The organism is Spiroplasma sp. hy2 (assembly GCF_044714365.1).
GTDB classification, from domain to species: Bacteria; Bacillota_I; Bacilli_A; order Mycoplasmatales; family Mycoplasmataceae; genus Spiroplasma; species Spiroplasma phoeniceum.
This window is the reverse complement of the sequence record NZ_RXFZ02000065.1, coordinates 1-5,359: the sequence shown is the minus strand read 5'-3', so window position 1 is coordinate 5,359 and position 5,359 is coordinate 1. Positions and strand designations below refer to the sequence as shown.

Here is a 5,359-nt window from a genome sequence, read left to right as displayed (position 1 = left end):
TTGATCAATTTCATTTAAACGTTTTTGTTTTTTAATTAAGTCTGCTTGTTGTTTTATTTTTTCATAAAATTCTAAAAATTGATCATCTGTTAAGCTATTTATTAATTATGTAATTATTTTTTTCATTAATTATTTACCTCCATATATTAAAAATATACCTAATTTTAGGTATATTTTATAAATATCAAGAGTTTTCGACAAAATTAAAGTTATATTTAGGTTTTTATTTTTTATGATAGAATAATAAAGTATTATTTATAGAGAAATAAAATGTGAAAAAGAGGAGAAAAAATGAGGGACGAAATTAAAAAAGAAGAAAAAGTAGATAATTCCGATATTTATAGCAATGAGGATAGTTTTGTAAATATTTATAAGTATGCGTTAAAAAAAGGAAATAGTCCATTTTATAAAACCTTTTTAATGGGTTTAGCCGCTGGTTTATTTATTGGATTTGGTTATATTGCTGCAATTACGGCAACAAAGGGAAATTGAGATAATATCCCAATTGGTTTAAAAAGTTTAGTATTTGGTCTTGTCTTTACTGTTGCAATTACAATAATTGTTTTTCTTGGGGGAGAAATGTTTACATCAAATTCTTTAGCATTAATTGTTGTTTTTAAAAAACAATTAAATGTTGGAAGATTTGTTAGTAATTTATTTATTGTTTTAAGTGGTAATTTCCTAGGTTGTTTAGTGATGGCTGGTTTAACAGCGTGAGGTGGTTTTTTAAATCATATGCCTGGTTCTGAAACTGATTTTTATAATAATGCGGTAATCTTAATTAATGGAAAATTAGAACACAAATGATGAGAAAACTTTGGGAGTGCCATTTTATGTAACTTTTTAGTTGCTGGTTCGATTTATGCTGCACATACAACTAAATCAGCCGTTGCTAAATTCTTTGTTGTAAATTTAATTATTATGGCTTTTGCAATTTCTGGATTTTCGCATGTAGTTGCTAATTCATATTTATGATTTTTACAACCATTTTTAAAAATTTTTGGAACAAGTGGTGGTTGAGCAGATTTTGGAAAATTTGCTTACAATGTTCAATTACCAACTTTAATTGGAAATTTCTTAAGTGGAGGAATTTTCTTACCATTTTTATATTATTTTATTTATCGAAAAGATGTAAAAGAAAAATTAACACTTTAATTGCTTTTGAAAAAAAGAAATGTTGTTACTTTAATAACATTTCTTTTTTAATTATTTTATTGTTTCAATGATATTATTAATTGGAAGATATTGATAATGGAGGGGAAAATGAGTAAAAATATTTATACAGTTAGTGAAATTAATTATTATTTAAAAACAATAATTGAACAAGAACCAAATTTAATTAATATTTCTCTACAAGGAGAAATTTCTAATATTACAAATCACTCTTCAGGACATGTTTATTTTACAATCAAAGATGATAAAGCCCAAATTCGGGCAATTATGTTTGCGTTTAATGCAAAAAACTTACAATTTAAATTAAAAGAAGGTTTAAAAATTATTGCAACAGGTTCTATTAAAGTATATGAGCCGCAAGGAACATATAGTTTACAAGTAGTTACTTTATCTTTACAAGGTGTTGGTACTTTGTTTTTAAAATATGAAGCCTTAAAACAAGAATTAAGTAAAAAAGGTTGGTTTGATCAATCTTTAAAAAAACCAATTCCACGTTTTCCAAATAATATTGGTGTAATAACAGCTCCAACTGGTGCTGCCATTTGTGATATTATTACTACAATTCATCGCCGTTTTCCCCAAGCAAACATTTATTTATTTCCAAGTTTAGTGCAAGGAAGTGACGCAAAACATGATATTCGAGCAAAAATTAAGGCAGCACAAGCATTTACTCCGCAGTTTGATACATTAATTGTTGGTCGTGGTGGGGGCAGTATTGAAGATTTATGAGCTTTTAATGAACTTGAAGTTGTTGAAGCAATTTATCAAACAACTATCCCAGTTATTTCAGCTGTTGGTCATGAAATTGATTTTACTTTAGCTGATTTTGTTAGTGATTTACGAGCACCGACACCAACGGCGGCGGCTGAATTAGCAACACCTGATCAGAAAGAATTAGTTAATTATTTGCAACAACAACGCCGTCATTTAATTAATCTTATTAAAGGCAAAGTTGATAAGATGCAAGATAAACTAAGCGAATTAAAAAATAGTTATGTTTTAACAAAACCCCAAGCATTATATACAGAATCTGAGCATTCTTATCAATTATTTTTAAAGCAGTTTAATGTTTTACAAGAAACATTCTTTATAGCAAATAAAAATATGATTCAAAATTATTATCAAAAATTAGTAAGAACAATTCAACAACAAATTTTAACAATTGAACATAATAAAAATAATTTAATAAGTAAATTAGACTTATTAAGTCCTTTAAAAACATTAACTCGTGGTTATAGTATTACTTACAATGAAAATAAAAATGTGATATCAGCAACCAATGATGTTCAGAATAATGATATAATAATGACACGTGTACAAGATGGAATTATTCAATCAATTGTACAAGCAATTAATAAGGATGGTGAAAAAAATGACAAATAATAAATCATTTGAACAAATTTTAGAACAATTAAAGCAAATTGTTAATGATTTAGAAAATAATCAATTGCCATTAGATCAAGCAATTGATGCTTTTGAAACGGGAATTAAATTAACAAAATTAGCGGAAACTAAATTACAAGATATTAAAGATAAAGTCACTAAAATTGTTAAGGATAATAACCCAACTGATTTTAAAGTTGATGAAGAATAATTTATTATGGCAGGGCAAATTTTTGAACGTAGTGGCTGAGTTAAAAAAAATAATATTAAAATTTGAAAAAAATTGCATGAGTTAAAATTAAGTCGGGTAATTTTAAAAGATTTTAAAACTTTTGATGAAAAAGATATTTTAATTAAAAATTTTGTTTATTTATTACGACTAAATAATTTAGATGAGCAAGAATATTTTGATAGTATTATTTTAATTAAAGTAGTTTTAATTTATTATCATATGCAATATATTCGTCATACCGGTGTAAAAAGTGAACAAGAACAAATTTTAAAAGTAATTAAGGAATTAAAAAGCAAAATTTTTGTTAATTACCTCGATGATAATTATGAGGAAATAATTTTTGCCAATAATGACATTACAAATTCAAAAATTAAGATGTATTATAATTTTAATTTACTTTATAATTTTATTGCTAATATTTTTTATCAACCTTTTGTTAACCTTCCAAATCATGAATTATATTTTAATTATGGTTATTATCTTGTTTTTTTAATTAATTTAACAGTAATGAGAAAGTTATTAAAGGATAGTAGTAATGTTGAAATTTATAAAATAAAATTAGATGTAACAGCTTACTGTCATTATTTGATTGGAAAAATTACACCATTATATTTCAATAATTTTGTTCAACAAATTAATTATTTTTTACAAAAGTATTAAGTGGGGTTAAAAGATGAAATTACAAGATTATCAGTATCATACTGATTTAAAAAATTTAAAAACAAAAGCTTTAATTGAATTAGCAGCGGATGTTCGTCGTCTTATTATTGAAACAGTTACCAAAAATGGGGGACATTTAGCTAGTAATTTAGGGGCAGTTGAATTAACAATTAGTTTATTAAAAACTTTTGACATTGACAATAATGATTTGATTATTTTTGATACTGGTCATCAAACTTATGCTTATAAAATTTTAACTGATCGTAAAGCACATTTTTCAACGATTCGCTTACCTGATGGCTTAGCGGCTTTTCAACATATTAACGAAAGTAAATATGATCATCTTTCTAATGGCCATGTGGGAACTGGTTTATCTACAGCAATTGCTTATAGTTATAATCAAAAATATAATAATATTATTTGTGTGATCGGGGATGCAGCATTTACTAATGGCTTGACTTTAGAAGCTTTAACTTATTTGGGAACAATTTCCAATAAAATTATTGTTATTTTAAATGATAATGGAATGAGTATTTCTAAAAATGTTAATATTTTACATACAATAGTTAGTAAAGTTCGAACTGGATGACTATATCGTAGTGCTAGTAAAGTTGCAAAAGTTTTACGTTATATTCCCCCATTAACATTATTATGATTAGGCCACCTATTAGTTGAAAAAATTATTCGTAGTTTTGCAATTCCAGGGTTATTTGCTGGTTTTAATTTAGATTATATTGGGACAGTGGATGGCCATAATTTTCGTAAATTAGCAAAAAGTCTTCGTCAAGCAAAAAAACGAAATGCAAGTGTTGTTCTGCACCTTAAAACAAAAAAAGGTTATGGTTATGGGTTAACCCAAGCAGAACAAGAGAAATATCATTCTTATAGTTTAACTGATAATAAACATAATGAATGAAGTTATTATGTTGCAAAAACATTGGAAAAAGTATTTCAAACAGCATCAGAAAAATTTTATTTTATTTCTGCTGCAATGCAAGCTTCAGTTCATTTAGAAGAATTTATGCTTCAAAATCCGCAATATTGTTTGGATGTTGGTTTAGCAGAGGAACACGCTGTGACCTTAGCTGCTGGTTTTGCTTTAGATCATCAAAAAGTAATTGTGAATATGTATGCTAGTTTTTTACAACGAACTTATGATCAAGTTTTACATGATGTTGTTCGTAATCATTTGCCAGTTGTTTTTTTAATTGACCGAGCTAGTTTAGCACTTGCAGATGGGGATAGTCACCATGGAATTTATGATATTGGGTTTTTAAATAGTATGGGTGATTTACCAATTATTAGTCAACCAGCAACTAGTGGTGAGTTTGATCAGTTATTAAAGTTAGCTTTAATTAATAAAAAAGATCCTTTTTTTATTCGTTATCCAAAAGGGGGAATTACGCAGCAAGTTTTGTCAGTAGCATTCTCAGTTGGACAGTGAGAATATGTTATTAAAAATCCTAAAGCGCGAATTTTATTAATCACATATGGGAATAATGTAATTAAAGCAAAAACAGTTATCACAAAATTAGAAACAAAAAAAATTAATGTTATTAATGCTCGCTTTATTAATCCAGTTGATAGAGAAATGATAAAACAAATTAACATGGAAAAATATCAACAAATTATTATTTTTGAAGAAGTTATCAAAGAAACTGGTTTATATGCGAAGATTATTGATTTATTAATTAATCATAATGCAACAATTTCACATTATGGTTATGAAAATGGTTTAATTAAAAAAGAGATGAATAATCTTGAAGAAATTTTAAGAAACTTAATTAATTAAGAAATATCCTTGTATTAGACTTCTTGCATAACCTAGTTATTTTAAAATTCCTATAAAATATATTTAAAATAGAAATTATAGGAATCTAAAATTATGAAATTTGATAAATTTGATTTTAT

5 protein-coding genes are annotated in these 5,359 nt (G+C 26.1%); all 5 read left to right on the top strand.

The window, feature by feature from the left end; translation table 4 throughout:
• Positions 1-291: 291 nt before the first annotated feature.
• The gene (locus tag EHV01_RS03025) at positions 292-1,155 is read left to right on the top strand and encodes a formate/nitrite transporter family protein (RefSeq protein WP_422066146.1); all 864 of its coding nucleotides are present in this window, start codon (positions 292-294) and stop codon (positions 1,153-1,155) included.
• Between the two features lie 108 nt (positions 1,156-1,263).
• On the top strand, positions 1,264-2,556 hold the full coding sequence (gene xseA / locus EHV01_RS03020; protein ID WP_422066145.1) for an exodeoxyribonuclease VII large subunit: 1,293 nt from the start codon (positions 1,264-1,266) through the stop codon (positions 2,554-2,556).
• Positions 2,546-2,767: an exodeoxyribonuclease VII small subunit gene (xseB, locus tag EHV01_RS03015; RefSeq protein WP_126821057.1), complete on the top strand. Its 222-nt coding sequence runs from the start codon at positions 2,546-2,548 to the stop codon at positions 2,765-2,767. The genes xseA and xseB overlap by 11 nt, the downstream gene beginning before the upstream one ends.
• A 6-nt stretch (positions 2,768-2,773) precedes the next feature.
• A complete protein-coding gene (locus EHV01_RS03010) occupies positions 2,774-3,448 on the top strand; it encodes a hypothetical protein (protein WP_400248863.1) in 675 nt (224 codons plus the stop codon).
• 13 nt (positions 3,449-3,461) lie between these two features.
• Positions 3,462-5,240, top strand: a complete 1,779-nt coding sequence (locus EHV01_RS03005) for a 1-deoxy-D-xylulose-5-phosphate synthase (RefSeq protein WP_422066144.1) — start codon at positions 3,462-3,464, stop codon at positions 5,238-5,240.
• The last annotated feature ends 119 nt before the right edge of the window (positions 5,241-5,359 follow it).